General features: G+C 59.3%; 21 protein-coding genes. 8 read left to right on the forward strand and 13 right to left on the reverse strand.

Annotated features, from left to right (window positions below; translation table 11 throughout):
- Positions 1 to 29: 29 nt before the first annotated feature.
- Positions 30 to 656, reverse strand: a complete 627-nt coding sequence (gene upp, locus K5E19_RS09405; RefSeq protein ID WP_008501641.1) for a uracil phosphoribosyltransferase — start codon at positions 654 to 656, stop codon at positions 30 to 32.
- 215 nt (positions 657 to 871) lie between these two features.
- Positions 872 to 2,302, reverse strand: coding sequence for a 6-phospho-beta-glucosidase (locus K5E19_RS09410; RefSeq protein ID WP_221550968.1), 1,431 nt, complete (start codon positions 2,300 to 2,302; stop codon positions 872 to 874).
- Positions 2,303 to 2,568: 266 nt separating this feature from the next.
- Between K5E19_RS09410 and purM the strand changes: the two genes are divergently transcribed.
- The 4 genes from purM to ppx all read left to right on the forward strand — a co-directional run bounded on the left by purM (position 2,569) and on the right by ppx (position 8,054).
- Positions 2,569 to 3,606, forward strand: coding sequence for a phosphoribosylformylglycinamidine cyclo-ligase (purM, locus tag K5E19_RS09415; RefSeq protein WP_032643593.1), 1,038 nt, complete (start codon positions 2,569 to 2,571; stop codon positions 3,604 to 3,606).
- Positions 3,603 to 4,244 carry a phosphoribosylglycinamide formyltransferase gene (purN, locus tag K5E19_RS09420; protein ID WP_182401083.1) on the forward strand — a complete coding sequence of 214 codons (642 nt, stop codon included), beginning with the start codon at positions 3,603 to 3,605 and terminating at the stop codon, positions 4,242 to 4,244. The genes purM and purN overlap by 4 nt, the downstream gene beginning before the upstream one ends.
- Positions 4,245 to 4,451: 207 nt before the next feature.
- On the forward strand, positions 4,452 to 6,512 hold the full coding sequence (ppk1, locus tag K5E19_RS09425; protein ID WP_221550969.1) for a polyphosphate kinase 1: 2,061 nt from the start codon (positions 4,452 to 4,454) through the stop codon (positions 6,510 to 6,512).
- A 3-nt stretch (positions 6,513 to 6,515) separates the two neighbouring features.
- Positions 6,516 to 8,054: an exopolyphosphatase gene (ppx, locus tag K5E19_RS09430; protein WP_221550970.1), complete on the forward strand. Its 1,539-nt coding sequence runs from the start codon at positions 6,516 to 6,518 to the stop codon at positions 8,052 to 8,054.
- Between the two features lie 4 nt (positions 8,055 to 8,058).
- Here the strand turns inward: ppx and K5E19_RS09435 are convergent, their stop codons facing one another.
- The gene (locus tag K5E19_RS09435; protein ID WP_221550973.1) at positions 8,059 to 10,299 is read right to left on the reverse strand and encodes an EAL domain-containing protein; all 2,241 of its coding nucleotides are present in this window, start codon (positions 10,297 to 10,299) and stop codon (positions 8,059 to 8,061) included.
- Between the two features lie 352 nt (positions 10,300 to 10,651).
- On the opposite strand from K5E19_RS09435, the gene K5E19_RS09440 reads away from it, so the two are divergent.
- Positions 10,652 to 10,840: a YfgG family protein gene (locus K5E19_RS09440; protein ID WP_042717858.1), complete on the forward strand. Its 189-nt coding sequence runs from the start codon at positions 10,652 to 10,654 to the stop codon at positions 10,838 to 10,840.
- Here the strand turns inward: K5E19_RS09440 and K5E19_RS09445 are convergent.
- Positions 10,837 to 11,727 (reverse strand): LysR family transcriptional regulator, encoded by an 891-nt coding sequence (locus tag K5E19_RS09445; protein WP_221550975.1) that lies wholly within the window; start codon positions 11,725 to 11,727, stop codon positions 10,837 to 10,839. The genes K5E19_RS09440 and K5E19_RS09445 overlap by 4 nt on opposite strands.
- 96 nt (positions 11,728 to 11,823) lie before the next feature.
- On the opposite strand from K5E19_RS09445, the gene K5E19_RS09450 reads away from it, so the two are divergent.
- From K5E19_RS09450 to K5E19_RS09460, 3 genes are read left to right on the forward strand one after another with little or no spacing between them, the layout of a single operon-like run.
- Complete coding sequence (locus K5E19_RS09450; protein ID WP_221550977.1) at positions 11,824 to 13,053, forward strand: MFS transporter; 1,230 nt, start codon at positions 11,824 to 11,826, stop codon at positions 13,051 to 13,053.
- 51 nt (positions 13,054 to 13,104) lie between these two features.
- The gene (locus K5E19_RS09455) at positions 13,105 to 13,572 is read left to right on the forward strand and encodes a DUF6130 family protein (RefSeq protein WP_221550979.1); all 468 of its coding nucleotides are present in this window, start codon (positions 13,105 to 13,107) and stop codon (positions 13,570 to 13,572) included.
- A gap of 11 nt (positions 13,573 to 13,583) precedes the next feature.
- The gene (locus K5E19_RS09460) at positions 13,584 to 14,327 is read left to right on the forward strand and encodes an alpha/beta fold hydrolase (protein ID WP_221550980.1); all 744 of its coding nucleotides are present in this window, start codon (positions 13,584 to 13,586) and stop codon (positions 14,325 to 14,327) included.
- 89 nt (positions 14,328 to 14,416) lie between these two features.
- Here the strand turns inward: K5E19_RS09460 and iolB are convergent, their stop codons facing one another.
- The 9 genes from iolB to iolD all read right to left on the reverse strand — a co-directional run bounded on the left by iolB (position 14,417) and on the right by iolD (position 26,021).
- Complete coding sequence (gene iolB / locus K5E19_RS09465) at positions 14,417 to 15,241, reverse strand: 5-deoxy-glucuronate isomerase (RefSeq protein ID WP_221550981.1); 825 nt, start codon at positions 15,239 to 15,241, stop codon at positions 14,417 to 14,419.
- A gap of 9 nt (positions 15,242 to 15,250) precedes the next feature.
- Positions 15,251 to 16,141: a myo-inosose-2 dehydratase gene (iolE, locus tag K5E19_RS09470; protein WP_221550982.1), complete on the reverse strand. Its 891-nt coding sequence runs from the start codon at positions 16,139 to 16,141 to the stop codon at positions 15,251 to 15,253.
- An 11-nt stretch (positions 16,142 to 16,152) separates the two neighbouring features.
- Complete coding sequence (gene iolC, locus K5E19_RS09475) at positions 16,153 to 18,057, reverse strand: bifunctional 5-dehydro-2-deoxygluconokinase/5-dehydro-2-deoxyphosphogluconate aldolase (protein ID WP_221550983.1); 1,905 nt, start codon at positions 18,055 to 18,057, stop codon at positions 16,153 to 16,155.
- A 12-nt stretch (positions 18,058 to 18,069) separates the two neighbouring features.
- Complete coding sequence (locus K5E19_RS09480; protein WP_221550985.1) at positions 18,070 to 19,203, reverse strand: Gfo/Idh/MocA family protein; 1,134 nt, start codon at positions 19,201 to 19,203, stop codon at positions 18,070 to 18,072.
- Between the two features lie 8 nt (positions 19,204 to 19,211).
- A complete protein-coding gene (locus K5E19_RS09485; RefSeq protein ID WP_028014045.1) occupies positions 19,212 to 20,240 on the reverse strand; it encodes an ABC transporter permease in 1,029 nt (342 codons plus the stop codon).
- An 11-nt stretch (positions 20,241 to 20,251) separates the two neighbouring features.
- The gene (locus K5E19_RS09490) at positions 20,252 to 21,799 is read right to left on the reverse strand and encodes a sugar ABC transporter ATP-binding protein (protein WP_221550986.1); all 1,548 of its coding nucleotides are present in this window, start codon (positions 21,797 to 21,799) and stop codon (positions 20,252 to 20,254) included.
- Between the two features lie 48 nt (positions 21,800 to 21,847).
- The gene (locus tag K5E19_RS09495; RefSeq protein WP_023333011.1) at positions 21,848 to 22,777 is read right to left on the reverse strand and encodes a sugar ABC transporter substrate-binding protein; all 930 of its coding nucleotides are present in this window, start codon (positions 22,775 to 22,777) and stop codon (positions 21,848 to 21,850) included.
- Positions 22,778 to 22,808: 31 nt separating this feature from the next.
- The gene (iolG, locus tag K5E19_RS09500) at positions 22,809 to 23,795 is read right to left on the reverse strand and encodes an inositol 2-dehydrogenase (RefSeq protein ID WP_221550987.1); all 987 of its coding nucleotides are present in this window, start codon (positions 23,793 to 23,795) and stop codon (positions 22,809 to 22,811) included.
- 300 nt (positions 23,796 to 24,095) lie between these two features.
- Entirely contained in the window at positions 24,096 to 26,021 is a 1,926-nt protein-coding gene (iolD, locus tag K5E19_RS09505) for a 3D-(3,5/4)-trihydroxycyclohexane-1,2-dione acylhydrolase (decyclizing) (RefSeq protein WP_221550989.1), read from the reverse strand.
- Positions 26,022 to 26,027 lie beyond the last annotated feature (6 nt).

Below are 26,027 nucleotides of genomic sequence, written 5' to 3' on the forward strand. Positions count from 1 at the left end.
TCAAAGTCGGCTTATTTATCGTTATTCGATTATTTCGTACCAAAGATCTTATCGCCGGCATCGCCGAGCCCCGGGATGATGTACCCGTGCTCGTTCAGCCCCTGGTCGATAGAGGCGGTATACAGCTCAACGTCCGGGTGCGCTTTCTCCAGCGCCGCGATCCCTTCCGGTGCCGCTACCAGCACCAGCACTTTGATGCTGCTGCAGCCCGCTTTTTTCAGCAGGTCGATGGTGGCGATCATAGAACCGCCGGTTGCCAGCATTGGGTCAACCACCAGCGCCATACGCTCGTCGATGTTAGACACCAGCTTCTGGAAGTAAGGAACCGGCTCAAGGGTTTCTTCGTTACGGTAGATCCCCACCACGCTGATACGTGCGCTTGGGACGTGCTCCAGCACGCCTTCCATCATGCCGAGACCGGCACGCAAGATTGGCACAACGGTAATTTTCTTACCTTTGATCTGCTCAACCTGTACCGGGCCGTTCCAGCCTTCGATGGTCACTTTTTCCGTTTCCAGATCGGAGGTCGCTTCGTAGGTCAGCAGGCTGCCCACTTCAGAAGCCAGTTCGCGAAAACGCTTCGTGCTGATGTCATGCTCACGCATCAGGCCCAACTTGTGTTTAACGAGTGGGTGTTTCACTTCCACAATCTTCATTCTCTTTCTCCTCTGAGGTGGCATCCGCAAAAAAATCGCGGGATTATACCGCTTTTTTCGGATTAGGCCATACCCATGTTGCTTGACAGGGATCAAGCAAAGACAAAAAACCGGAGATACGTCTCCGGCTTAAGTGTGGGTTCTGCCCGGTGGCGCTGCGCTTACGCGGGCCTACGTGTAGTGTAGGTCGGGTAAGCGTTAGCGCCACCCGACAATTACAGGTTATCGCCGTTGCTCGCAATCACCTGCTTATACCAGTCGAACGACTTCTTCTTGCTGCGGTTCAGCGTGCCGTTCCCTTCGTTATCTTTATCGACAAAGATAAAGCCGTAGCGTTTTTTCATTTCGCCCGTACCGGCAGACACCAGGTCGATACAGCCCCACGGGGTGTAGCCCATCAGATCTACGCCGTCTTCCACCACCGCTTTTTTCATCTCGCGGATATGCGCGGAAAGGTAATCAATACGGTACTGGTCGTTCACCGTGCCGTCGCTCTCCTGCACGTCAATCGCGCCAAAGCCGTTTTCAACGATAAACAGCGGCAGCTGGTAGTGATCCCAGAACCAGTTCAGGGAGTAGCGCAGCCCCACCGGGTCAATCTGCCAGCCCCAGTCGGATTTCTGCACGTACGGGTTAGAGACCAGGCTCTTGCTCTCGTCGTAGTCCAGCTGCGGATTGTCCGCCGTCGCCTTGGTGGCGAAGGACATGTAGTAGCTGAACCCGATGTAGTCCACGCAGCCCTGCGTCAGCGCCGCTTTATCTTCTTTAGTAATATCCAGCGCGAAGCCGCGACGTTCGAAGTAGTTGAGCAGATGCTGCGGGTACCTGCCGCGCACGTGCACGTCGGTGAACCAGTAGCGGCGGTGCATGGCGTTCATCGCCATCATCATATCGTCCGGGGCGCAGGTCAGCGGATAGATAGGGCACATGGCAATCATGCAGCCGATCTGCAGCGACGGGTTAATCTCGCGCCCCGCCTTCACCGCCAGGGCGCTGGCCACCAGTTCATAGTGCGCGGCCTGGAACATCACCGGCTCGCGGTCTTCACCGGGCGCGTATTTCAGGCCAGAGTTGGTAAACGGGGCAAAGTCTTCGTGGAAGTTGGCCTGGTTGTTGATCTCGTTAAAGGTCATCCAGTACTTCACCTTATGCTGGTAGCGCTGGAACACCACTTTTGCGAAGCGCACGAAGAAGTCGATCAGCTTTCGGTTACGCCAGCCGCCGTATTCGGTGACCAGGTGGAACGGCATCTCGAAGTGGGAAAGCGTGATAACCGGTTCGATGCCGTGCTTCAGGCACTCGTCGAACAGATCGTCATAAAATTTCAGGCCAGCCTCGTTAGGCTCAAGCTCGTCCCCTTTCGGGAAGATACGCGTCCAGGCGATGGAGGTACGGAAACATTTGAAGCCCATCTCGGCAAAGAGTTTGATGTCTTCTTTATAGCGATGGTAGAAATCGATGGCTTCGTGATTAGGGTAATTTTTCCCTTCCAGCACGCCGTTGGTGATTTCACGCGGCACGCCGTGCGCGCCCGCGGTCATGACATCGGCCACGCTCACGCCCTTGCCGCCCTCTTTCCAGCCGCCTTCCAGCTGGTGCGCCGCTACGGCCCCACCCCACAGAAAACCTGCTTTAAATCCTGACATTCGCTTTCCCTCATTCTGCGTTATTTTCTGCAAAAACAATTACAGAAACCGGTTTCAGTTCGATGATGTGCAAAGGGAATACCCGTTGCAAGCAGTTCTCAGAAACCGGTTTCATTTTCGTGAACAGAGTCAAGTTTGGCTGCATTCCCGGAGCACGCAGAAAAAAAGATCCCCACGTCCAGAATAGGCTCGCAAACGTTTGCCTGGACTGTTAGAATTGCGCCGATTTTTCTTACTAGCTATGCAATCGCGTGGGGATTTAAGCCGTGACCAACAAAACTTCTCTCAGCTACAAAGATGCCGGTGTTGATATTGACGCAGGTAATGCGCTGGTTGACCGAATCAAAGGTGTGGTGAAGAAAACCCGCCGCCCGGAAGTGATGGGTGGCCTGGGTGGCTTCGGCGCGCTGTGCGCACTGCCGCAAAAATATCGTGAACCAGTTCTGGTCTCGGGTACTGACGGTGTAGGCACCAAACTGCGCCTGGCGATGGATTTAAAACGTCACGACACGATCGGTATCGATCTGGTCGCGATGTGCGTGAACGATCTGGTGGTACAGGGCGCGGAGCCGCTGTTCTTCCTCGATTACTACGCAACCGGCAAGCTGGACGTGGACACCGCAGCCAGCGTGATTAGCGGTATCGCCGAAGGCTGCCTGCAGTCCGGCTGTGCGCTGGTCGGCGGCGAAACCGCAGAAATGCCGGGCATGTACCACGGCGAAGATTATGACGTCGCAGGCTTCTGCGTCGGCGTAGTAGAAAAATCAGAAATTATCGACGGCAGCAAAGTGGCCGATGGCGATGTGCTGATCGCACTGGCCTCCAGCGGTCCGCACTCCAACGGCTACTCCCTGGTACGTAAAATTCTCGAAGTGAGCGGCTGCGACCCGCTGACCACCGAGCTGGACGGTAAACCGCTGGCTGACCACCTGCTGGCGCCGACCCGCATCTACGTCAAAAACGTACTTGAGCTTATCGAGAACGTCGACGTTCACGCCATTGCCCACCTGACCGGTGGCGGCTTCTGGGAAAACATTCCGCGCGTTCTGCCGGACAACACCCAGGCGGTGATCGACGAATCCTCATGGCAGTGGCCAGCCGTCTTCAACTGGCTGCAGACCGCTGGCAACGTGAGCTCTCACGAAATGTACCGCACCTTTAACTGCGGCGTGGGTATGGTTATCGCCCTGCCGGCAAGTGAAGCGGATAAAGCCGTTAAGCTGCTGACTGAAAAAGGTGAAAACGCGTGGAAAATCGGTACGATTAAAGCTTCCGATTCCGAACAGCGTGTGGTCATTGAATGAAAAACATCGTGGTGCTCATTTCCGGCAACGGAAGCAATTTGCAGGCAATCATAGACGCCTGCAAACAGAAGAAAATCAATGGCACCATTCGGGCAGTCTTCAGCAACAAGGCCGACGCGTTCGGCCTTGAGCGCGCGCGGGAGGCGAACATTCCTGCGCACGCGCTGGAAGCCAGCCAGTTCGCCGGGCGTGAAGCCTTTGATCGGGAACTGGTGCAGGAGATTGATGCCTACGCGCCGGACGTGGTCGTGCTGGCGGGCTATATGCGTATTCTGAGCCCCGCTTTTGTCGAACACTTCGCCGGACGTCTGCTGAATATTCACCCTTCCCTGCTGCCGAAATATCCGGGCTTACACACCCATCGTCAGGTGCTGGAAAACGGCGACGAGGAGCACGGTACCTCTGTCCATTTCGTGACCGACGAGCTGGACGGCGGCCCGGTGATCCTGCAGGCCAAAGTGCCGGTCTTTGACGGCGATAGCGAAGACGACGTGACCGAACGCGTACAGACCCAGGAACACGCCATTTACCCGCTGGTGGTAAGCTGGTTTGTTGAGGGCCGTCTGGAGATGCGCGACGGCGCAGCCTGGCTGGACGGCGTGAAGTTACCCCCGCAAGGTTATGCGGCCGAAGAGTAGTTTGTTATGTCGGGTGGCGCTGCTGCGCTTACCCGACCTGTACGTTGCATTACCCGATATTCCCTTCTCCAACCCTCTAAATTCCCCAACAAAAAAAATAACTGTCATACTTTTCTGGCACTGTTGGACATATCGTGGAAATGCTCGCCATAATAAGGACGAGACGGATTTACCACGTCCTGTGATTGAACTGGAGTGTGAGCTGTAATGGGTCAGGAAAAGTTATATATCGAGAAAGAGCTAAGCTGGTTAGCATTCAACGAGCGTGTACTCCAGGAAGCGGCAGACAAAAGTAACCCGCTGATCGAGCGTATGCGTTTTTTGGGCATTTATTCCAACAACCTGGATGAGTTCTACAAGGTTCGCTTTGCTGAACTGAAGCGGCGGATCATCATCAGCGAAGAGCAGGGTCTAAATTCCCACTCACGCCATCTGCTTGGAAAAATCCAGTCTCGCGTTATGAAAGCCGATCAGGAATTTGATGGCCTCTACAACGAGCTGCTGCTGGAAATGGCGCGCAACCAAATCTTCCTGATTAACGAACGCCAGCTCTCCGCCAACCAACAGACCTGGCTGCGCCACTACTTTAAACACTATCTGCGTCAGCACATCACCCCTATTCTGATTAACCGCGAAACCGATCTGGTCCAGTTTCTGAAGGACGATTACACCTATCTGGCGGTCGAAATCATTCGTGGTGAGAATATCAGCTACGCGCTGCTGGAGATCCCGTCCGATAAGGTTCCGCGCTTTGTGAACCTGCCGCCGGAAACCCCGCGACGCCGCAAGCCGATGATCCTGCTGGATAACATCCTGCGCTACTGCCTGGACGACATTTTCAAAGGCTTCTTCGATTACGATGCGTTAAACGCCTATTCGATGAAGATGACCCGCGACGCCGAATATGACCTGGTGCATGAGATGGAAGCCAGCCTGATGGAGCTGATGTCCTCCAGCCTCAAGCAGCGTCTGACGGCCGAGCCGGTCCGTTTCGTCTATCAGCGCGATATGCCGGATGCGATGGTTGAAATGCTGCGCGAGAAGCTGACCATCTCCCGCTACGACTCGATCATTCCCGGCGGGCGCTACCACAACTTTAAAGACTTTATTGGCTTCCCGAACGTTGGCAAAGCCAATCTGGTGAACAAACCGCTGCCGCGCCTGCGTCATCTCTGGTTCGATAAATTCCGTAACGGATTCGACGCCATCCGCGAGCGCGATGTGCTGCTTTACTATCCGTACCACACCTTTGAACACGTGCTGGAGCTGCTGCGTCAGGCCTCGTTCGACCCGAACGTGCTGGCGATCAAAATCAACATTTACCGCGTGGCAAAAGATTCCCGCATCATCGACGCAATGATCCACGCGGCGCACAACGGCAAAAAAGTCACGGTCGTGGTCGAGTTGCAGGCACGCTTCGACGAAGAGGCGAACATCCACTGGGCGCGCCGTCTGACGGAAGCGGGCGTGCACGTTATCTTCTCCGCGCCGGGGCTGAAAATTCACGCCAAGCTGTTCCTGATCTCCCGTAAAGAGGGTGACGACGTGGTGCGGTACGCCCACATCGGTACCGGGAACTTTAACGAGAAAACCGCGCGTATTTATACCGACTACTCGCTCTTAACCGCCGATGCACGCATCACCAACGAAGTGCGTCGGGTATTCAACTTTATTGAGAATCCGTACCGCCCGGTCAGCTTCGACTATCTGCTGGTGTCACCGCAGAACTCGCGCCGCCTGCTGTACGATATGATCGATAAAGAGATCGCCAACGCCCAGAAAGGGCTGTCGTCGGGCATCACGCTGAAGCTCAACAACCTCGTAGATAAAGGTCTGGTGGACAGGCTGTACGCGGCGTCCAGCTCCGGCGTGCCGGTTAACCTGCTGATCCGCGGCATGTGTTCGCTGATCCCGGAACTGGAAGGCATCAGCGACAATATTCGCGTGATCAGCATCGTTGACCGCTATCTGGAACATGACCGGATCTACATTTTCGATAATGCAGGCGACAAGCGGGTTTATCTTTCTTCTGCAGACTGGATGACGCGCAATATTGATTACAGAATTGAAGTAGCGGCTCCGCTGTTGGACCCGCGCCTGAAACAGCAGATCCTCGATATTATCGAGATTTTGTTTAGCGATACGGTGAAAGCACGTTATATCGACAAAGAACTCAGTAATCGCTACGTACCGCGCGGCAATCGCCGAAAAGTGCGGTCGCAGCTGGCGATTTACGATTACATCAAATCACTCGAGCAACCCGATTAACCTATGCCGATAAATGATAATACGCCACGACCGCAGGAGTTCGCCGCGGTCGATCTTGGTTCAAACAGTTTCCACATGGTCATCGCCCGTGAGGTAGATGGTGCGTTACAGATCATCGGTCGTCTGAAGCAGCGCGTGCATCTGGCCGATGGCCTGGACGCGCGCAGCATGCTCAGCGAAGAGGCGATGGAGCGCGGCTTAAACTGCCTGTCGCTGTTTGCTGAACGCCTGCAGGGTTTTTCCCCCTCCAGCGTTTGCATCGTGGGAACGCATACGCTGCGTCAGGCGCTGAATGCGTCGGAGTTTCTCAAGCGCGCAGAGAAGGTTATCCCCTACCCGATTGAGATCATCTCCGGCAACGAAGAAGCGCGTCTGATTTTTATGGGCGTGGAGCATACGCAGCCGGAGAAAGGCCGCAAGCTGGTGATCGACATCGGCGGCGGCTCAACGGAGCTGGTGATCGGTGAAGACTTCGAGCCGCGTCTGGTAGAAAGCCGCCGCATGGGCTGCGTGAGCTTCGCGCAGATGTATTTCCCGGGCGGCACCATAACCCGCGAAAACTTCCAGCGCGCGCGCATGGCCGCCATCCAGAAGCTGGAAAACCTGGCGTGGCAGTATCGCATTCAGGGCTGGAACGTGGCGCTGGGTGCCTCCGGCTCGATTAAAGCCGCCCATGAAGTGCTGCTGGCGATGGGTGAAAAAGACGGGATCATTACCCCCGAGCGTCTGGTTCTGCTCACCGAAGAAGTGCTGAAGCATAAAAGCTTCGACGCCCTGAGCCTGCCGGGCCTGTCCGATGAGCGGAAATCGGTCTTCGTGCCGGGGCTTGCGATCCTGTGCGGCGTGTTTGATGCGCTGGCGATTAAAGAGCTGCGTCTTTCTGACGGCGCGCTGCGCGAAGGCGTGCTGTACGAGATGGAGGGCCGCTTCCGCCATCAGGACATTCGCAGCCGCACCGCGCAGAGCCTGGCGAACCAGTACAACATCGACCGCGAGCAGGCGAAGCGCGTACTGGAAACCACGGAGCAGATGTACGATCAGTGGCAGGAGCAGAACCCTAAGCTGGCGCATCCGCAGCTTGCCGCCCTGCTGAAATGGGCCGCGATGCTGCACGAAGTGGGGCTGAACATCAATCACAGCGGGATGCATCGTCATTCGGCCTATATTCTGCAAAACAGCGATCTGCCCGGCTTCAACCAGGAGCAGCAGACCATGATGGCCACGCTGGTTCGCTACCACCGAAAAGCCATTAAGCTCGACGATCTGCCGCGCTTCACGCTGTTCAAGAAAAAGCAGTTCCTGCCGCTTATTCAGCTGCTGCGCCTGGGCGTGCTGCTCAATAACCAGCGTCAGGCAACGACGACGCCCCCAACGTTAAAACTGAAAACAGACGATCATCACTGGACGCTGAGCTTCCCGCACGACTGGTTTAGCCAGAACGCGCTGGTGCTGCTGGATCTGGAAAAAGAGCAGCAATACTGGGAAGCGGTCACCGGCTGGCTGCTCAAAATTGAAGAAGAGAGCGCCGACGTCGCGGCGTAATGTCTCAGGCGTCTGCCTGAGACGCCTCTTCTTCAGACAAGGATCCAAGTGCAACCGGCTTGCCGATCAGATAACCCTGGACATAATCGATACCTAGCGCGTGCACCGCGCTACGTATCTCTTCAGTTTCTACATACTCCGCCACCACCAGCATGTTCTTCATTCGCGCCAGATGGCAGATCGACGCCACTATCTGATAATCCAGACTGTTGCTGACGATGTTGCGAATAAAGCTGCCATCGATTTTGAGAATATCGGCGTCCACGCTTTTCAGTCGCGCATAGCTCGCGTAGCCGGTACCAAAATCATCTATCGCAATGCGCACCCCCATTTTTTGCAGCTGTCTGAGGTTTTGTTCCGCCTGGTGGGTGTTGCCGAAGGTGCTGCACTCCGTCACTTCGACGATCAGCTGCCACGCCTCCACGCCGTATCTGGTGAGCAGGCGGCTCACCTCAAGCGGGAACTGCGCCCTGCATACGGTTGAAGGCGCCAGATTAATGGCAAAACGTTGACCGGGCAGCCTGTCGCGATGCTCTGCCTGGAAGCGGAGCGTGTGTTCCAGTACCCATAAGTCAACGCGTGATGACAGTCCAAATTCCTGCGCGACAGGCAGGAATCGATCGGGAGACATTAATTCCCCGTTCTCGTCCGACATCCTGAGCAGCACTTCATGATAGCAATCGCCGCGCAGGCCGCGAACGGGCTGAACCATCAGAGTGAACGCGTTTTTATCGAGCGCGCTTTGCAGACGGCTCATCATCGCGACCTTATCTTTCAGGCTGCGCTGTAAATGTACGGCACCACGCTGCTGGAGGTTCTCAGGGTGGTTGGTCGATAGCGACAGATCGGCGACAACGCCCAATTCCCCCAGAACCAGATAAAGATGGTTAACCGGTGAGCGGACATAGCAGTAGCTGACGCCCACCTGAGGCTGCAAGGGCATGCCGTCCCACAGAAAGCGGAACTGCTTGATATGTTCATCCAGCGTATCAATACGCTGCTGATGCGACTCGGCGTTAAGCCTCACCGCCAGGTCGCAACCGGTCAGATGATAGACCCGCTCATTGTGCTGAAGCGTGCCATTAATCCAGTGCGCCAGCTGCTGCTTGTACTGAATACGCAGCAGCACACCGTAGTTACGCCCCAGCACTTCCAGCTCGGGGATACGCAGCAGGCACAGCGCCGACCACGGGTTTTTAGCAAGCTCGCGCGTCAACGCGCGCAGGTTGGGCATGTGCACCACCGGGTCGAGCAGCGCAAGCCTGCGGGAGCGCATATTCACGGCGCGCTGGCGTGTCGCCAGCATCGACATGTAAATCACCACAAACGAAAAGACCAAATAGCTGGATGAGGTAATGGCCAGCTGAATGTCATAGGCCTGGTGCAGCGGAATGTAGCGGTAGAAAAAGTGAATCGACACCAGCAGCACCGGCGTCCAGATTATCGACATCAGCTTATAGCCAAAACGCATTGCTCCCCAGAGCATCACCGGCATCAGTAGCGATAAGGTGTAGTTAGTGCTGAAAATAGAGCTGTTTTCATTCATCGGCTGCAGCAGCAGCGAAAGCAGCGCAACCAGTGCGATAGCCCAAATCAACAGCTCAACGGCCGTTACTTTTTTGTCTATCTGGGCGCGGATTTGGGACATAAGCCCGTTAATGTAGCGAGGATGGCGTATCACGCGAATGAGCAGATAGCTCAGCGGAACGCCGGTCAGTCCGCTGACCAGCAGCGCCTGATAGTTAATGAGCGTTCGAATGTTAAGGGGGTTTAATCCCGCAAGGCTCTGACGGCTCTCATAGATGCCAAGATAAACCGCAAACTGAAACAGCAGCAAAAACAGCGTTGCCGGGCAGAAAACCTGCCAGAAAATGCGCTGCGCCATCAGTCGTATATCCCCATAAGCCGTCATATTGCGGCGTGGAGCAAACACGCGGTAACCGCCCCAGCTGAGCACTAAAGGGATGAAAAAATGGAAAATCCCGGCGACCGTTTCAAACAACCCAACAGAGGCGTAGTAGCGGAAAAATAGCGCCAGCACGATCCCGGGAATGGCTTCCAGACCAAAAAACATCATCAGAGCAAGCAGGAAAAAGAGAGGCAGATAGTAGAGTGTCACAATACCGTCGCCCAGCTGCGCGAAGGTATTTACCACACTGAGAACAGGCAACAGCGCGATGGGTAATATAAACGGCAGAGCCCACCAGCGATCTTTATTTTTTTTCAGGATAGGAAGAAGTTTCATAGATGCCCGTTTAAAACCCTTTCGCTCCAGAGGGTATAAGAAGACAGGCATCCAACCTGACATACTCGTCGTCCGGCAATGTACGGAACGGACGCAGTGGAGGAGGGATTTTAATTATCGGCGCAGGGAAACCGTTGACATAAATCAAACTAATTTATTCAAATTAACCTTCATTATGATTTTTTAGACTCTTTTTCCTGAACTTATCATTACGTTAAATAGATATATTATTTTTAATAACATGGGTTAATGTAAACATTGACGGTTATTTACACATCGCAGAATTGACCCTTTCTTCCCGCTGTGCCTTAATATCCGCATCGCCCGGAAGGGTATACCCAGGAAAAACACAGTGAGTCAGGCCACGCGTATGCACAAACGACACCGATTTAACACCCGGATGACCCGCATCATACTGCTCATCAGCTTCCTGTTTTTCTTTGGCCGCTTTGTTTACTCCTCCATCGGCGCCTGGTATCACCATCAGGACAAAATACAGTCGCAGCAAACCAGCCTGACCGTCGAAACGCCCGAACGCTAGCCTTGCGGATGCCGTTGCAGGATCCGAATAATGCCTGAAATTCCTTTGCTCAGGATCTTATCCTGACGCATCACGACAGCCAGCTGCCGCTGCAGTACGGGCGAGAGAGAACTGACGCATAATCCTTCGCGGTCTGCCCTCTGTTTCACCGCCATTTTCGGCACGATGCTGTAGCCAAGCCCCGAACGCACCATCCGTTTGATAGCCTCAATGCTGCCGAGCTGCATAGCCGGTGCAATCGTTAATCCACTGGCCTCAAACCAGCCGTCAATCAGTGCCCGGGTTCCGCTGCCCGACTCAAAGGCAATCAGCGGTTGCGTATGGAGTGCATCAGGCCTTAAGTCTGTAAACATCGCCTGCTGCTCCAGCGACGCGATAAACACGAATTCTTCGTCCATCACCGGCATCACGTCCAGCGCCCTCCCGCTGACGGGCAGCGTCACCAGTCCCATATCGAGTCGGTTTTCTTCAATGGCGCGAACAATATCGATCGTATTGCCCGTCGTCACGCCCACGCGTAAAAGCGGATAGTCACTGCGCAGCTGCTGCAGCAACGGTGGCAGAAGATGTATACAGGCGGTCGCGCCCGTGCCAAGCGTAACGGTGCCGCTAACGTCGTGACTGAACTCGCTAACGGAACGAAGGGTTTCATCAACTGCCTGTTCAATGCGCTCCCCGTGCACCAGCAAAGCCTGCCCGGCAGCGGTAGCCTTAATCCCTCGCCCGGTCCGCTCCACCAGACGCGTTTGTAAAAACTGCTCCAGCTGGCGTATTTGCAGGCTGACGGCGGGCTGGGAAATGCCCAGCACATCCGCCGCCGCTGAAAAGCTGCCGCGCTGGATCACCAGACGGAACGTGGTGAGATGGCCCAGATTAAGCGTCGTCATCAAAGTTTCTCTTATACCGCGCATAAGGTTGCTGACCTGCCAGCACAATACCGCGCTCGCTATGCTCTGGACAACTGCATAACGGAATGAAAGACAATGGAAACACCTGCCCTGCCTCGCCACCTTGCCCTCGCTGCCGGGTGCAATCAACTCATCAACTGGGGGATCTCGTTTTATATGCCCGGCACTTTTGCGCTGGCGATTTCAGCCGACCGTGGCTGGTCGTCACCGCAGATTTACCTCGGCCTGACGCTGGCGATGCTGGTGATGGCGGCGGTTTCGCCGTTTGTCGCCCGCCTGCTGGCGCGATTTGGTGGCCAGACGGTGGTGATGAGCGGCACGTTGCTGATTGCTGTTAGCTGCGCAGGGATGGCGTATACCCAGACGCTGTCTGGTTGGTACTGCGCCTGGCTGGTCAGCGGTATAGGGATGCGCCTGTCGCTGTACGATGCGCTGTTCGCCGCGCTGGTGAACCTCTACGGGCAGCAGGCGCGAAGAACAATCTCACGCGTCACGCTGGCGGGCGGGCTGGCCTCCGCCGTTTTCTGGCCGCTGGGCGATGCCCTGCTTCAGGTGATGAGCTGGCAGGAGGCGCTGCGCGTCTATGCTCTCTTCGGCCTGATGAGCGCGGCGCTGATAAGAACGCTTCCCCGGCATCGGCTGGCGGTGACGACAAAAGTCACCGCGCCGCCGCTGTACAACGAGCGGCGCAACGGCTGGCTTTATGCCGCCTTCATTGCCCTCATCACCTTTGTCTCGAACGGCACCTCCACCCATCTGCCCGAGTTTATTGCCCACTTCGGCCTGCCGGTCGCCATCGGCATGCTGTGGGGGATCGGCCAGACGGGTGCTCGCTCGCTGGAAGTGCTGGCGGGTGCCCGCTTAACCCCCTTCAAACTGACGCTTTTTACCGCGCTCACCATGCCGCTCTGCTTTCTTCTGGGAATGAGCAGCGCCCTGTTTGTGTGGTGTGCGGCCGGGTTTGTGCTGGGCTATGGCGCCATCAACGGGCTGGTCACCATCGTGAAAGCCACCCTGCCGCTGGAGCTGTTTAGCACCGAAAGCTATGCCCGCCGCACCGGCATGCTGCTTATCCCCGGCCAGCTGATGGCGGCAGCCTCACCGTTTGCCTATGCGTGGCTGAATAAAACGCTGGGGATCGCGGGTGCAATGTGGGTTTCAACGGGGCTGACGCTGGTGATTGCCGGGCTGGCGATAGCGATTGTGCGCCGTCCCGGCAGGCAAAGTGTATCGCACTGTATCCAGACCCCTGCGCTGACAAACGGGTACAAAACGCCGCCTCCGGCAAATATCTCCGATACATAAAAATGGTTTTCTTTCCCTGTCGCCATTCAGAACCGATGAGGAGAGAAACCGATGATCCGTCGTTATGCACTTATCCCTCTGCTTGTCCTGGCATCTGTAGCCCATGCCTGGGCCACACCGCTGGACAACCTGAGCGCCGCGGACGTTAACGGCCCCGCCGCCGTTGCGCCGCTGGCGCAGCCGCAGCCGCCCGCAAAGCTGATCGTCGATCCGCCGCTTGCCGGGCCGCTAAGCAAAGGCGCGGTGTTTATCCAGTACCGTGCCGAAAACCTGCGCATCGAGCCGGTATTCGGCCCCGAAGCGCTCAAGGTCACCCCGCGCATCGGGCACATTCACGTGGTGGTGGATGACGCGCCGTGGCACTGGGCTGACGCCAGCGGAGAGCCGGTGATCCTGGTAGGGCTGCCCGCCGGTAAACACAAGGTGACCCTTATTCTGGCCGACCCGACGCATAAGCCGCTCGACCACAAAACCGTTGAATTCACCGTCCCGCCCCACGCGGCGGTCCATCACTTTTAAGGAGTCTGAAGATGAAAGCACTGTCTGTAGTGACGGCAGGCCTGCTGGCGCTTTCCGCCAGCGCCTTTGCGCAGAGTAAAACCAGCGTGGTGCTGGTCCACGGCGCGTTTGCCGACGGCAGCAGCTGGAATAAAGTGATTACCCTGCTGCAGAAACAGCACGCAGAGGTCATTGCCGTCCAGCTCCCGCTCACCTCGCTTAAGGATGACGTTGCGGCCACAAAACGGGCCATCGCCCGTGCACAGGGTGACGTGGTTCTGGTGGGCCATTCGTGGGGCGGCACCGTGATTAGCGAGGCGGGCAACGATGCGCGGGTAAAATCGCTGGTGTATGTGGCGGCGTTCGCGCCGGACTCCGGGCAGTCGACGGCGGACCTGGCAGGAAGCTACCCTTCACCGCCGGGCAGCGCGGGCATCGCTAAAACGGCGGACGGCTATTTATACCTGCCGACAGGAGCCGTCAGAAAGGACTTCGCGCCTGACGTGAAGCCCGACGCTCAAAACACGATTGCAGCCACGCAGGGGCCAATTAAGGCCGAGGCGTTTGGTGAAAAGGTCGCCCACGCGGCGTGGCATGACAAACCGAGCTGGTATGTGGTCAGCAAAAATGACCGAATGATCAACCCCGATCTTGAACGGGCGATGGCGAAGACGATCCACGCGAAAACCGCCGAGGTGGCTGCGAGCCACGTGTCGATGGTCAGCCAGCCGCAGATCGTTGCCCGGACAATTGAGCAGGCGAGGCGGATGCACTGAGAAAAATTCGCCCGGCGGCGCTACGCTTGCACGGGCCTACGATTTCGTAGGTCGGGTAAGCGCAGCGCCACCCGACAAGAAAGGCCGTCTCAGCCCCCCCTCCCTGCGGGATAATCCCGATTAATCCACGCGTGATCCTCCTCCCAGGTGAACATCCATTTGCGCACCGGCCCCGCCATCACGTTGAGGTAATAGCTGTCATACCCGGCCATTGTCGCGACCGGATGGTAGCCCTTCGGCACCATCACTACGTCGCGATTGTAGACCGCCATACACTCATCCAGCGTTCTGTCGTCGGTGTAAACGCGCTGCATGCAGAACCCCTGCTCCGGGTTCAGGCGATGGTAGTAGGTCTCCTCCAGATACGTCTCCTGCGGCGGGTTATCCGTGTCGTGCTTGTGGCTCGGGTACGAGCTGGTGCAGCCCTCACTGGTCCACACCTCCACCACCAGCAGGCTGTCGGCGGGCCTGTCTTCCGGCAGAATGTTGTGCACGTAGCGCTGGTTGTGACCTTTTCCGCGCGCTTCGCCGTCGATGTCCTGCGGGGCTATCAGCCGCGTCGGATACGTGCCCTTGCCCGGCGCGGCGCAGACCGCCAGCTCCAGCTTCGTCAGCGCCTTCACGTGCACCGACTCCTGCGGGGTGACGTAAACCGCCCACGGCTTGATGCGCTCGAAGGGGCTCATCCGTTCGCCGATGTCATTAAACTGCGCGGAAGGCGTGCTGATGGAGGCCCGCCCGGCGACCAGCACCAGGCAGCGCTCTTCGCGGACGGCGGGCAGCGTCAGCGTCTGCCCCTCCTGCAGCTCATACGCCGCAAAGCCGACGTACCCCCACCCTGCGCTTTCCGGCGTGACGGACTGGGTGCGCCCCTCCGCATTCGGCTGTTGCCAGCGTGATAACAGACGTGACATGTCCCCTCCTCAGATAAGCCCGGCGTCGCGCGCCAGACGGCTCAGGTTGTTATACCCCAGACGGGCGTAGGTCAGCGGATGGGCAATCGCCGGATCCTGCTCGGCCTCGACCACCAGCCAGCCGTGATAATCCTGCGCCTTCAGCAGCCGCATAATCGGCGAGTAATCGACGCAGCCGTCGCCCGGCACGGTAAACACGCCGCTCAGCACCGCATCGAGGAAGCTGGTTTTGCGGTTTTTGACGTCCGCCAGCACGTCGGCACGCACGTCTTTGCAGTGAACGTGGTTGATGCGCGACGCCCAGCGCTGCGCCACCGCCAGCGGATCGGCCCCGGCAAAGGTCAGATGGCCGGTATCCAGCAGCAATCCAACCTCCTCCCCGGTGTGGATCATCAGGTTGTCCACGTCCTCAGCGGACTCAATCACCGTGCCCATATGGTGATGGTAGGCAATCTGCACGCCCTGTTGCTGCGTATAGCGGGCAAATTCGGTGAGCTTCTCACCGTACTCTTTCCAGCGCGCCTGCGGGAAGCGCGGACGCAGGTGAACCGGGGTTTGCTGCTCGCCGTGAATGCAGCCGCTCACTTCCGCAAAGACCAGCACCTTCGCTCCCAGCTCGCGCAACAGCGTCAGATGGGACTGCACGGCGGCGATCTCCTCCTCCACGCTGCGCTCCAGCAGGCGGCCGGAGTACCAGCCGGAGACCAGCTGCAGGTCGTGGCGTTGCAGGATGGGGCCGAGCAGGCGCGCTTCGCGCGGGAATTTATTGCCCAGCTCGAAGCCCGCAAAACCGGCCTCTTTCCCTTCGCTCAGACAGGTCTCCAGCGACGTCTCCGCGCCGAGAGAAGGCAGATCGTCGTTCGTCCACGTCAGCGGGTTAATGCCCAGTTGTACACTCATTGTCGTCTCCATTATGCGTGTCCTCGCTCGCGCCACCAGGCGATAAGCTGCAGGTAGTTGTCCCGAATGCGCGCCACCAGCTGCGCATCGTCAATATCGTGCTTCAGCCACGCGCGGGACGCATCGCCAAACAGCGTGCGCCCCACGGCGAAGCCTTTCACCAGCGGCTGCCCCGCTGCGGCTTTGAAGTCGGCGCGCAGCTGTTCCGCCGGAGCGTCCAGGCCGAGGATCACCACCCCGCGGCAGTGCGGGTCCCGGCGTTCGATAATCTCGCTCAGCGCCGTCCAGCCGTCGGCCGAGAGCGGTGGCAGCTTCCACCAGTCCGGGTAAATGCCCAGGTTGTAGAAGCGGGAGATGGCGCGCAGATAGAGCTCGTCGCTGCGCGGCATGCTGGCGGGCAGGATCACCTCCAGCAGCAGCTCGTGACCGGACTGGCAGCAGGCGTGGTACACCTCGGCGATTTTCTGCTCCTGCTCCAGGCGCAGGCCGTGGGCATCTTCCGGGTGGAAGAAGACCAGGCACTTCACCACGTGCTCCTGCGGCCAGCTGATAAGCTGGGTGCCAATGTTGCCGTGCTCCATCTCCAGCGGCCGGGAGCCCGGCAGCTCGATGGGGCGGCCAATCCACCACCCTTCCCCGGTGATCGCGTTCAGCGCGTCCTGACCAAAGGTGCCGTCGCACAGCAGACCGGCTTTGCCCTCCAGCCCGGCGCGGCTCGCCGCCTCGCGGCTGGCCTGCAGGATCAGCTGCTTCAGCGCCGGAATGCGCTTAAGCGACGCGCCGCACTGCATCGCCATATCCTCAAGCTGGCTGCGGTGGTCGAAGGCCATCACGCACAGCTCAGGCCATTCGCGGCGGCGGGTGGTCACCCGGTGGAGATGGTTAAGACGCGGGTCAAGATCCGGGCGCGGCACATCCGCAGCGCGGGAAAGATAGTCATCCAGCTCGATTTTGCTCGGCATCGCCGGGGCGCAGCCGTGGCGCGAGACCACCAGCGCGCCGCAGGCGTTGGCGTAGCGGCACGCCTGCTCCCAGCCCTCGTCGTTCAGGTAGCCGCGCAGCAGGCCGGACATAAACGCGTCCCCCGCCCCGAGGACGTTCAGCACCTCCACGCGCACGCCGGTCACCGTCAGGCCGTCGTCCAGCCGGGACGGAATGGCGTCGGTGTAGACCGAGCAGCCGAGCGCGCCGCGTTTGCAGACCAGCGCAGCTTCGCTGACGGCGCGCACCTGCCCCAGCGCCTGCAGGGTCTCCGTGCTGCCGCCCGCAATGTGAAACTCCTCTTCGGTGCCGACAATGACGTCAAAGAGGTACAGCACTTCCTGCAGCTCGCGGGTGACCTTATCTGCGGCGATAAAGCGCGTTTCGCCGTCGCCCAAGGCGGTCAGCCCCCACAGCACCGGACGGTAGTCGATGTCCAGCACCGTACGCACGCCGTGACGGCGGGCATAGCCCAGCGCCGTCAGCACCGCCTCGCGGGTCTGCGGATGAGAAAGGTGGGTCCCGGTGATGGCAAGACAACGTGCGGAGGCAATGTAGCGTTCGTCCACATCGCTGGCGGTAATCGCCATGTCCGCGCAGTTATCGCGATAAAAAATCAGTGGAAAGGTGTCCCGGTCTTTAATGCCGAGGAGCACCAGCGCCGTGAGGCGTTGTTTATCGGTAATCAGATGGCTGGTATCGCAGCCCACCTGGTTGAGCTCTTCCCGCAGGAAGCGGCCCATATGTTCATCGCCGACGCGCGCCAGCATCGACGAGCGTAAACCCTGACGGGCGGTGCCGTACGCCACGTTGCCCGATGACCCGCCGAGATATTTGGCGAAGCTCGACGCGTCCTCCAGACGGGCACCAATCTGCTGGCTGTAGAGGTCTACCGCCACGCGGCCCATGCATATCACATCAAACTGCTTTTCCACGTTGATACCTCATCAGACAATGTCGTTCACGTTCAGCCAGCGGCCTTCCCGGTGCGAGAGTGCAATCGCGTCCAGCACGCGCGACACCTTCCAGCCCTCTTCGAAGTCCGGCCACATCGGCGCGTCGGCGGCAATCCCGTCCACCAGGTCGCGCACCTCCACCGTTTTTTGGTCGTTAAAGCCAATCCCGTGTCCCGCGCCCATGCAGAACGAGGCGTAGTCCGGGTGCGCCGGGCCGACGAGCAGCGTGCGGAACCCCTGACGGTCCACCGGATCGTCATGCAGATAAAGCTTCAGCTCGGCCATGCGCTCCTGGGTGAAGCTGATGGCGCCTTTCGTCCCGGTGATGACGTACGACAGCCCCATCTTGCGGCCGCAGGCAACGCGGGAGGTTTCAATCACGCCCTGCGCCCCGCCCGCAAAACGCACCATCGCGTGGGCCTGATCCTCGTTTTCAACGGCAATCATCTCTGACGATCCGGCCTTCGCCGGGCGTTCAGGGACTACGATCTTCAGGTCGCCGCTGACCTGCTCGATATCCCCCACCAGGTACTGGGCCATATTGACGATGTGCGCCGCCAGGTCGCCCAGCGCCCCCAGCCCGGCGGTCTCTTTAAAGCAGTGCCAGTGAATGGGCGACAGCGGGTCGGCCATATAGTCTTCGTTGTGGGTGCCGTAGAAGTGGATCACCTCGCCAATCTCGCCGCGCGCGATAATCTCCTTCGCCAGCTGCGCCGTCGGGTTCTTCATGTAGTTGAACCCCACCAGCGTTTTCACCCCGGCCCGCTTCGCGGCGTCGACCATCTCGCGCGCGTCGTGGGCGTTAAGCGCCAGCGGCTTCTCCGAGTAGACGTGCTTGCCGTGGCGGATCGCCTCCAGTGCCATCTCCTTATGCAGGTGGTTGGGTGAGCAAATATCCACCACGTCAATGGCCGGGTCGGCCACCAGCGCCCGCCAGTCGCCCGTGGAGCGGTTGAAGCCAAACGCCCGCGCGCGCTCTGCCGCCAGCTCCGGCGTGACTTCCGCTACCATCTCGCGCACCAGCCTGCCGCGCAGGTTGAACACCGTCGCGGCCTGGGCATAGGCGATAGCGTGCGCCTTGCCGATATACCCGGTGCCAATCAATCCAATACGAACCTCTTTCATCGTGTTCCTCACAGTGCGCCGCGACGGCTTTTGGCATAGGTATCGAATGCCACCGCCAGAACGATAATTAATCCGGTGATAATCTGCTGGTAGTAGGCCGAGACGTTCATCAGCACCAGACCGTTAATCAGAATGCCCATAATGATGGAGCCGATAATGGTGCCGCCGATGCGCCCGTAGCCGCCCATCAGCGAGGTGCCGCCGATCACCACCGAGGCGATGACGCGTAGCTCAAAGGAGATCCCGGCCACCGCCTCGGCGCTTCCCAGACGCGCGCTCAGGATGAAGCCCGCCAGCCCCGCCAGACAGCCGATCAGCACGTAGACGCTGACCAGCACGCGCTTGACGTTCACTCCCGCCAGGCGCGCCGCCTCCGGGTTGCCGCCGATGGCGTAGACGAAGCGGCCCCAGCGGGTTTTATGCAGCGCCAGATAGCCGCCGACGGCGACGATGGCGAAGATCCAGATAGGAATAGAGATGCCGAGCAGCTCCCCGCGTCCCCACCAGCGGTAGCCGGGGTCAAAACCGGCAATCGGCGCGCCGTCGTTAATCACCAGCGTCAGGCCGCGCCAGATGGTCATGCCGCCGAGGGTGACGATGAACGGCGGCAGGCGCAGTCGGGTGACGCCCAGACCGTGCAGGAAGCCAATCGCCGTGCCCATAGCCAGACAAATCCCCAGCCCAATCAGCCAGCTCATGCCGCCCCAGGCGTTCGGGTCAACGGTGGTGAAGTTGTCGCCTTTGATCACGTACGCCGCAGTCATGGCGCACACCGCCAGAATGGAGCCCACGGAGAGGTCGATCCCGGCGGTGAGAATGACGAAGGTCATCCCCACGGCCATGATCCCGTAGATAGAGACTTCGGTCAGGATGTTGAAAATATTGCGTTCAGAGAAAAAGTTGCTGTTCTGCGACTGGAAGAAGATCAGCAGCAGGATCATGAAAATCAGCACCCCGAAGCGCTCGAAGAAGGCGATGGGATCGATGCGTCCGGCGCGTTTGACCGGGGCCTGCGTTTTAGAAATCATCTGCGTCATGAGAAACTCCGTTATGCCGCGTTCAGGGCGTTGTGGTTGATGGCCATCATCGTCATCAGCCGTTCTTCGTTAGCGTCGTCACCGTGGATCTCACCGGTCACCCGGCCTTCGCTGAGGGTGATGATCCGGTCAGACACCGCCATCACTTCAGGCAGATCGGAGGAGATCACGATCACCGCCACGCCCTTTTTCGCCATGTCAAACAGCACCTGGTGCACTTCCGATTTGGTCCCCACGTCGATGCCGCGCGTCGGCTCATCGACGATCAGCACCCGCGGGTTAAGCGCCATGCAGCGCGCGAGGATCACTTTTTGCTGGTTGCCGCCGGAGAGCTTGCGCACCTCCTGCTCGCTGTTGACCATTTTGATCTGCAGCGCCTGCCGGTAGGACTCAATCAGGTCGTCCTCTTTGCGGGTGTTCACGAACCAGCGCCACTGCAGCAGCGAGGAGAGGCAGGAGAGCGACAGGTTGTCGCGAATCGACAGCCCCAGTACCGCCCCCTCTTTTTTGCGGTCTTCCGGCACCAGCGCCACGCCCTGATCGAGGGCATACAGCGGGTCGCGCGGCTGGTACGGCACGCCGTCCAGCTCAAAACTTCCGGAGGTAAACGCGTCTGCGCCAAACAGGCAGCGGGCCACTTCGGTACGTCCCGCGCCCACCAGCCCGGCAATGCCTAAGACTTCCCCGGCGTGGACGTGGAAGCTGATGTCGTGCAGAGCAATGCCGTGCGGATCCAGCGGCGGCTTTTCGCGGCTCAGCCCCTTCACCGCCAGGCGGACGGGTTTATCTTCATGATGGGTTTCGCTGGCGGGACGACGGTTAAAGGCCACGTCGCGTCCGACCATCAGGCGGATCAGCTGTTCGACATTGGTCTCCGCCACCGCGCCGGTGCCGGTGAAACGGCCATCCTGGAAAACGGTGAAGCGATCGCAGAGCTGGAATACTTCGTGCAGACGGTGGGTAACGTAAATAATGCTCACGCCGCGGTTTTTAAGCTCCCGCACCACGCGGTGCAGGCTTTCCACCTCGCTGTCGCTCAGCGCGGCGGACGGTTCGTCCATGATGATTAACCGGGCGTTAAGGGTCAGCGCGCGGGCGATCTCCACCATCTGCTGCTGGGCGACGCTCAGACGGGCGACAGGCGTGGTCGGCGCAACGTTCAGCTGCAGGTAATCGAGAATGACCTGTGCCTCCTGGTTTACCGCCCTTTCGTCGACGATCAGGTTACGTTTACGCGGCTCACGCCCGAGAAACATGTTTTCCGCGACGGTCATGTTGGGCAGCAGGTTGAATTCCTGATAGATGGTGATAATGCCCTTGTTCTGGCGCGCCACCGGGGAGTCGTCCACCGGCAGCGTTTCGCCGTTGAACCAGATATCCCCGCGCGTTTGCGGCTGCGCGCCCGCGAGCGCCTTCAGCAGCGTGGATTTCCCCGCCCCGTTTTCCCCCAGCAGGGCGTGAATTTCTCCACTGCCGACGGTCAGCTGAGCGCTGCTCAGCGCCCAGACGCCGGAAAAGCTTTTTGCCAGGTCGGTCACTTTCAGTAAGGGTTGCGACATCAGTCTGCTCCTCCTCATGATGAGCCGCCAGAGGCGGCTCGGGACATATTAGTTACCGGCCTCACCGATACGCTCAGCCTGCTGCAGGTTCTCTTTGGTGATCAGCGTCGGCGGGTAGTCGGCCCCGGTGATGGCTTTCTTCTCACGCACGTTGGCCACCAGCTGGCTCATCGCCGTCTGCACCGCAAAGCCCGGACGCTGATCCGCCGTTACCGCCAGCCAGCCGTCGCGCACGCGAGCCAACGCTTCCGGCACCGCATCGAAGCCGGTCACGAGGATCTCGCCCGGCTTCACGCCCTGGCTCTGCAGCGCTTCAATCGCCCCCAGCGCCATATCGTCGTTGGCGGAGAGGATCACCTGCGGGCGCTTCGGCAGCGAAGGCAGCACGCTTTCAACGATGCGCATCCCTTCCGAACGCATCCAGTTTCCGGTCTGATCGGCGACGATCTTGTATTTATCCCCGCCCGCCTTCAGGCTGTCGCGGATCCCTTTGGTGCGTTCAATATTGGAAGAGGAGCCCGGCTGGCCGGTGAGGAGAATGATGTCCGCGCCGTTGGGGAATTTGGTTTTAACGAAGTCACCAACCGCCTGGCCGCCCTTGTAGTTGTTGGCGCCAAAGTGCGGCACTTTCTTCTGGCTGTCGACGGAGCGGTCAAGGGTGACGATCGGCAGCTTCGCATCCTGAATTTCATCCACCGCGCTGGAGACCGCGTTGACGTCGTTCGGGGAGACGATAAAGCCCTGCGCTCCACGGGTGATGGCGTTTTCCAGGTCAGCCACCTGCTTCGGCGAGCTGCCCTGCCCGTCCAGCACCTGAAGCTTCACGCCCATCTCTTTTGCGGCTTTCACCGCCGTGCGCTGCATGTGGACTTCAAACGGCATGGCCAGGTTTGGGGTACTGAAAACAATTTGCTCGTTTTCGGCGAGGGCGGCCCCGGACGTCATGGCGATGAGGGCGGCTACGATCAGTTTTTTCATTATTATGTCTCTCTGTGTAGGGTTGTTGTGTTTAGAGGACGATCTCGCGCTGGCTGCGCAGCGACTCCAGCGCTTTATCCGCGAGGTACAGCGCACGTTCACCATCATCGCCGCTGCAGTCAGGCACCGCTTCGCCGCGCAGGACCGCAACAAAGTGTTCCCATTCCGCGGCGTAAGCGGATTTGTAGCGCTGCAGGAAGAAGTGTTCCGGCAGCGCGCTGGTGCAGCCCTGTTTGCCGTAGTGCTGCACCTGGTTTTCCAGAATGTTGCCCGCGCACAGCAGCCCTTCGGAGCCGTGCAGCTCCAGGCGCTGGTCGTAGCCGTAAGATGAACGGCGGCTGTTAACGATGGTCGCCATCGCGCCGGAGGCATATTTCAGAACGATAAACGCGGTATCGATATCCCCCGCCTCGCCAATCGCCGGATCTACCAGGTTGCTGCCCTGGGCATACACCGACACCGGCTCTTCGCCCATGATGAAGCGGGCCATGTCAAAGTCATGAATGGTCATATCGCGGAACATACCGCCGGAGACGCGCACGTATTCCGCAGGCGGCGGAGACGGATCGCGGGAGATGACGAGCAGCGATTCCGGTTTGCCGATGCGCCCGGCCTGCACGTCGGTTTTCACGCGGCGAAACTGCGGGTCAAAGCGGCGGTTAAAGCCGATAAACAGCGGCACGTCGTACTCTTTGACCACCTTCAGGCAGTCGCGCACACGGGCGAGGTCAAGGTGTACCGGCTTTTCGCAGAAGATGGCCTTACCGTGGCGGGCGGCCATTTCAATCAGATCCGCGTGGGTATCGGTGGCGGAGGCAATCAGCACGGCGTGAACGTTAGGGTCGGTCATCGCCTCGTTCAGGCTCTGCTGGCGGGCCTGATACTGCGCGGCGAGACGGGTGGCAAATTCCTGATTCGGGTCAACCACGGACCAGAGCGTGGTCGCGCCGTGGCTGGCGATGTTAGCTGCATGTACCTGGCCAATTCGGCCAGCGCCCAGTAAAGCAATGTTAAACATAACGGCTCCCGGTGTTGGTGAATGCTGTGAACTAACGACCCTATAAATAAAACATTTATTTCATTTTTATAAATAGTGAAAATTATGTTTTTGAGTGAGGGTTAACACTTTTGAGATGAATGAGATAAATTTTGTTATCAATCTCACAACATGGAAGGACGTGCGGCAACTCCCCTCACCCCGGCCCTCTCCCTCAGGGAGAGGGAGTAAAAAACCACACCGAGCCGTCCCCTCTCCCCTTTGGGGAGAGGGTTAGGGTGAGGGGAAAATGAAATGAAAATTTCGTTATGAAGAGAAAACTCAATACTGGCGGGCTTTTTTCACCTGCGCCTGCGTTTGCTCCGCAGCCTCACGCACGGCAGACGACGCCGCCACCTGCGCATCACCGGTTCGCCACCAGGAGGCGTAATCGTGGGTCATGGTCTTCGGCAGCACCTTGATGTCCAGCAGCGTCGGGCCAGGATGTGCCCGTGACGCCTCCAGCGCCGCCAGCAGGCTTTGCTCATCGTTCACCCGCCACGCGCGGCAGCCGTAGCTTTCCGCGTTTTGCGCAAAGTCTACCTTCACCAGCGGCCCGTCAAGCCGCCCGGTTTCCGGGTTGCGATGGCGGTTTTCCGTGCCAAAGCTGCCCATGCCGTGCCCCATCTGCAGGTTGTTAATGCAGCCGAAGCTGGCGTTATCAAACAGCAGAACGGCGATCTTAATGCCCTCCTGAACGGCGGTTTGCAGCTCGGAGTGCAGCATCATGTAGGAGCCATCCCCCACCATGGCGTACACCGGCAGTTTGGGTCTGGCGAGCTTCGCGCCGAGGGCCGCCGCAATCTCGTAGCCCATGCAGGAGTAGCCGTACTCCAGGTGATAGCTGTCCGGCGTTTTGACCTGCCAGAGACGCTGTAAATCGCCCGGCAGCGAACCAGCCGCGCCCACCACAACGGCGTTATCTTCAACATGCTGGTTGATCAGCCCCAGCACCCGCGTCTGGGTCAGGCGGGTGTTGAGCGTCTCGCCGTATTCCGCCAGCTGCGCGTCCAGGTGTCCCGCCACCTCGGGCGCGTCGTCAGGACGCCACTGGCGATCCCACAGGCGGCGGCACTCGTCGCGCCAGGCGGACTTCGCCTCAGCTATCGCCTCTCCCCAGCCGCTGCGATACTCGCCGAGCGCGTCGGTTAATGCCTGGAGCCCGGTTTGGGCATCGGCAATCAGCGCGATCGCGTCCAGCTTCAGGGCGTCAAACTCGGCCACGTTCAGCAGCAGGAATTCGACGTCCGGATGGGAAAAGAGCGCCTTGGAGCCGGTGGTAAAATCGGTCAGGCGCGTGCCGACGCCGATCACTAAATCGGCCTGCGGCGCGAGCTGGTTGGCGGCCATTCCGCCCGTCACCCCTACGCCACCCAGGTTAAGTGGGTGGTCACTTACCAGCGCCCCCTTTCCGGCCTGGGTTTCGGCAAACGGCAGCCGCAGCGTCTCGACAAAGTCGCGAAACGCCTCATGCGCGCCGGAATAGCGCACGCCGCCGCCGCACACCACCAGCGGACGACGCTTGCGGGCGATCAGCGCCCGCGCCTGCGCCAGACGCTGCGGGTCAGGCGGACGGCGCTCGATGTGGTGCACGCGACGCGCGAAGAAGCTCAGCGGGTAGTCCCAGGCCTCCCCCTGCACGTCCTGCGGCAGGCAAATGGTCACCGCGCCGGTATCGGCGGGGTCAGTAAGCGTTCGCATCGCGCTTAACATCGCGCTCATCAGCTGCTCGGGGCGGTTAATGCGGTCCCAGTAGCGGGAGACCGGACGGAAGCAGTCGTTAGTGCTGATGCTGAGGTCGTGATACTGCTCGATCTGCTGCAGCACCGGGTCCGGCTGGCGGCTGGCGTAGATATCGCCCGGCAGCAGCAGCAGCGGGATACGGTTCGCCGTGGCGGTGGCCGCCGCGGTCAACATATTGGCAGCGCCCGGCCCGACGGAGGAGGTGACGGCAAAAATGCGCTGGCGGCGGTGCTGTTTGGCGAATCCCGTCGCCATATGGGCAATCCCCTGCTCGTTGCAGCCCTGCATCACCTGCAGATGGCCCGGGTCCTGCTCCAGCGCCTGGCCGATACCCAGCACGTTGCCGTGCCCAAAGATGGTGGCCACGCCCTCCACGAAGGGCGTTTCGTTGCCGTCCACGCTGACGTACTGTTGATTGAGGAACCGGACCAGCGCCTGGGCCATGGTCATACGTTCGGTTTGCATAAAACC

Source organism: Enterobacter sp. RIT637, assembly GCF_019718755.1.
In the GTDB taxonomy this organism is placed as follows: domain Bacteria; phylum Pseudomonadota; class Gammaproteobacteria; order Enterobacterales; family Enterobacteriaceae; genus Enterobacter.

Coding starts and splice junctions, on each gene's coding strand:
- upp (WP_008501641.1), bottom strand. CDS start 656: ATGAAGATTGTGGAAGTGAAACACCCACTCGTTAAACACAAGTTGGGC.
- K5E19_RS09410 (WP_221550968.1), bottom strand. CDS start 2,302: ATGTCAGGATTTAAAGCAGGTTTTCTGTGGGGTGGGGCCGTAGCGGCG.
- purN (WP_182401083.1), top strand. CDS start 3,603: ATGAAAAACATCGTGGTGCTCATTTCCGGCAACGGAAGCAATTTGCAG.
- ppk1 (WP_221550969.1), top strand. CDS start 4,452: ATGGGTCAGGAAAAGTTATATATCGAGAAAGAGCTAAGCTGGTTAGCA.
- ppx (WP_221550970.1), top strand. CDS start 6,516: ATGCCGATAAATGATAATACGCCACGACCGCAGGAGTTCGCCGCGGTC.
- K5E19_RS09435 (WP_221550973.1), bottom strand. CDS start 10,299: ATGAAACTTCTTCCTATCCTGAAAAAAAATAAAGATCGCTGGTGGGCT.
- K5E19_RS09445 (WP_221550975.1), bottom strand. CDS start 11,727: ATGACGACGCTTAATCTGGGCCATCTCACCACGTTCCGTCTGGTGATC.
- K5E19_RS09450 (WP_221550977.1), top strand. CDS start 11,824: ATGGAAACACCTGCCCTGCCTCGCCACCTTGCCCTCGCTGCCGGGTGC.
- K5E19_RS09455 (WP_221550979.1), top strand. CDS start 13,105: ATGATCCGTCGTTATGCACTTATCCCTCTGCTTGTCCTGGCATCTGTA.
- K5E19_RS09460 (WP_221550980.1), top strand. CDS start 13,584: ATGAAAGCACTGTCTGTAGTGACGGCAGGCCTGCTGGCGCTTTCCGCC.
- iolB (WP_221550981.1), bottom strand. CDS start 15,241: ATGTCACGTCTGTTATCACGCTGGCAACAGCCGAATGCGGAGGGGCGC.
- iolE (WP_221550982.1), bottom strand. CDS start 16,141: ATGAGTGTACAACTGGGCATTAACCCGCTGACGTGGACGAACGACGAT.
- K5E19_RS09480 (WP_221550985.1), bottom strand. CDS start 19,203: ATGAAAGAGGTTCGTATTGGATTGATTGGCACCGGGTATATCGGCAAG.
- K5E19_RS09485 (WP_028014045.1), bottom strand. CDS start 20,240: ATGACGCAGATGATTTCTAAAACGCAGGCCCCGGTCAAACGCGCCGGA.
- K5E19_RS09490 (WP_221550986.1), bottom strand. CDS start 21,799: ATGTCGCAACCCTTACTGAAAGTGACCGACCTGGCAAAAAGCTTTTCC.
- K5E19_RS09495 (WP_023333011.1), bottom strand. CDS start 22,777: ATGAAAAAACTGATCGTAGCCGCCCTCATCGCCATGACGTCCGGGGCC.
- iolG (WP_221550987.1), bottom strand. CDS start 23,795: ATGTTTAACATTGCTTTACTGGGCGCTGGCCGAATTGGCCAGGTACAT.
- iolD (WP_221550989.1), bottom strand. CDS start 26,021: ATGCAAACCGAACGTATGACCATGGCCCAGGCGCTGGTCCGGTTCCTC.